The 2,965-nt window shown below is 27.3% G+C and carries 4 protein-coding genes; all 4 read left to right on the top strand.

Going from position 1 to position 2,965, the window contains the following annotated elements; all coding sequences use genetic code 11:
- The first annotated feature begins 21 nt into the window (after positions 1–21).
- Positions 22–282: a hypothetical protein gene (locus HMPREF9131_RS00265; protein WP_009344715.1), complete on the top strand. Its 261-nt coding sequence runs from the start codon at positions 22–24 to the stop codon at positions 280–282.
- A 111-nt stretch (positions 283–393) separates the two neighbouring features.
- Positions 394–609, top strand: coding sequence for a hypothetical protein (locus HMPREF9131_RS00260; RefSeq protein WP_009344716.1), 216 nt, complete (start codon positions 394–396; stop codon positions 607–609).
- A 263-nt stretch (positions 610–872) separates the two neighbouring features.
- Positions 873–2,315: a hypothetical protein gene (locus HMPREF9131_RS00255; RefSeq protein ID WP_156780667.1), complete on the top strand. Its 1,443-nt coding sequence runs from the start codon at positions 873–875 to the stop codon at positions 2,313–2,315.
- Positions 2,312–2,965: RimK family alpha-L-glutamate ligase (locus HMPREF9131_RS00250; protein WP_009344714.1), on the top strand; the 654-nt coding region annotated here is incomplete at its 3' end. The genes HMPREF9131_RS00255 and HMPREF9131_RS00250, both read left to right, overlap by 4 nt.

Below are 2,965 nucleotides of genomic sequence, written 5' to 3'. Positions count from 1 at the left end.
AAAGGATAAAGACCATAAAAAATGCTAGAAGAAATAGGAGAACTTGCAGACCTTTTAATTTTAGTTGATTTAGAAAATAAGTCAAATGAAGATATAGAGATTTTAGAAAAAGAAGCACAAGCTAGTGTAAAAATAGTAATGTCTAAGTCATCTCTTAAAGAAGCTCTAAATTATATAGTTCCCATGGCAAGACCTGATGATTTAATATTAGTAAGCGGAAGCCTTCAGCTTATAAAAGAGTTTTATATTTTAAAAGAAATGGACGAGCTAAGTTATGATTGAAAAAGAAGAAATTATAAATTACTTAAAAAAATAGAGAAGAAATTTTCCGCAAATGATTATAATGGCAAAGATTCTAGGGAATTTGAAATTATAGAAGGAAAAGTTCCAATTATGCTATCTGCACCTCATAGTGTAAATCATTTTAGAAATGGGAAAATTAAATATTGTGATTTATTTACAGGTTCAATTTGTCTATATTTGCAAAAAGTTACGGGATGTCATTTAATATATGCACTTAACCAGTCATCATCTGATGCAAATTTTGACAGTGAGGAAAATTCATCATATAAGAGAGCCTTAAAGAAATATATAAAGAAAATAACATAAAAATTTTATTTGATATTCATGGATGCGATAAGGAAAAAGAATGTGCTGTAGAAATAGGAACAACAGATGATAAAGATTCATCTTTAAATGATTATAAATTTATTAAGGACTTGGTTATTTATACAGTAGAGGATTTTTTTTACAATCACGAAAAAAATAAAGTTTTTGTTAATCAAGTTTTTAAAGCCTCAAATATAAATACTTTAACAAATTATATTCATAGAGAATGCAATATAAGCACCATGCAACTGGAAATAAATAATTTGTTGAGAAATTTATATGATAAAAATAATGAGGACAATGTATTTAATTTAATTGTTTCTTTGGAATATATTATTGGCACATTGGCAAAAGTAGATTGGAATGCAAAAAGTCATAAAGTTTTAAAACTCAACAGGGCAAGAATACATAAGCCACAGGACATAGCTGGACTTGATTATAAGGAATTATTTAAGGAGGAAAATCCTGAGAATTTAAATAAAATTATACCTACATATAATTATGGTATTTCAACATATAAGGGACAAATTGAATTAGTTCATATATATGACAGTAAAGAAATAAATAGTCCCAACAATAATGAAAAAAATTCTAAAAATATTTATCTGACAAATAGGTTTATAGAATTGCTATCTTATAACGGAGTTTTGCAGAAAAATTTTTCAGACTGGAAACAAAGAATTATAGGTATGCCTATTGTTGTTCACTTATATAAAAAGTATGATTTACCTATTGGTGTACCAAAGATTGATAAGATAGCAAATATTTCTTTTTCCCAAGCCTTGTATGATAAATTTCTTGCTTATTCATCGACTTATGATTTTTATGTCTATAATAAATATGTTGGTCTTAAGATGTTAATTGATTATAACAAAGCCAACTATGGAGATAAGGGTAGAATAAGTAGGGACGGAGTAGCCTTAGAAAGAATAATGATTCCAAGGTATTATAAATTATTGTTAGCTTGTATCAATTATCCCTTTGAATACTTAAGAAAAGAAGAATATCAATTGATGCTTGCCCAGTTAGATGATGAGGTAAAAGATTTATGCTTGAAATATTATAAAAAAATCCCTGGCGACAATTATTATATTGTAAATAACAACTCTTCATTGTCTGATGAGCAGATTTCTAAAATTAGTCAAAGTCAGGAAAATATAGTTAATAATAAGATAGAACTTCTTGTTTTACCCAAGAAAATACAAACAGAAGAAATAAAATTGTCTGTATTGGAAAGTATAAAAAATAAATTTTATAGTTTTTATGTAGGCTATAGTTTTGTTTTTTTAAGGTGTAGCTGGGCAGCAGAAACTGATGATAATTATGGTATAGTCAGAGTATCTTCAAATGTTATGATGATTTTAGGGACAGAGGATAATGATAAAATAGATATTTCTTATAATGAAAAAACAATTACTGCAAGAATATTAACTGATGACAATTGTCGTGACTATATTATAGAAATGCCAGCAACAATCAGAAAAAAACTTGACATGAATGGGATAGGATGTATTGTAAAAGTTAAGAGAAATATGGAATATAATTTTAAAAGGCACTCCATTAGCCAAGGGATAACTTTTTTAGGAACAGTAATAACAGTAGCAGAGCTAAAATGCTCTTTATTTATTAAGTTTTTGCTAATTATATTGATATTTCCTTTAATTTTGTGGTGGATTTTTAATGAGGAAAGAATTAAGGTAAAATGATAAAAAAACTCAGAGGATATTTAATTGCTCGATATGATAATATGTGTAATTCCTACACCTGTAAAAGATTAGAACAAGAAGCAAAAAGCCTAAATATTGAAATGAATACAATTGGAGTCTGTGACACAATAATATGTGAAAATAAAATATTACACAAAGCTCATCAATTGGATAAAGTTGATTTTTTAATAAATAGACATAAACATGGGCATATAAAAGATAGGTTAAATTCATTAGCAAAAAAATCTTACAATAACCTATCTTCTTTTAATACTTATCTGGATAAATTTTCCCAGTTGGAAAATATTTCTTCACTACATTTCTTAAAACCCAAATATTTTTTGGCAAGTGCAGATAAATCTTTTGAAGAAGTATCTAAAATTTTATCAGATCCTTTTGTGATTAAAGGTTTAGATGGTTCTGAAGGCGACCAAGTTTATCTTATAAAAAGTGAGGAAGATTTAAAAAAAATAAGGACTTTTTATGGCATAGACAAAGAGTTTTTATTTGAAGAATTTATAGAGTCATCTTTTGGTAGAGATATAAGGATGTATGCAATAAAAGGTAAGATTAAGGCTGCAATGTTAAGAAAATCAAACATGGATTTTAGGGCAAACTTTGCCCTAGGTGCTAAGCTAAGCCCCTATGAT

It is taken from the genome of Peptoniphilus sp. oral taxon 836 str. F0141 (assembly GCF_000179335.1).
Classification (GTDB): domain Bacteria; phylum Bacillota; class Clostridia; order Tissierellales; family Peptoniphilaceae; genus Peptoniphilus_A; species Peptoniphilus_A lacrimalis.
Note: the sequence above shows the minus strand (reverse complement) of the source record. Positions and strands in the feature narration are given on the sequence as shown.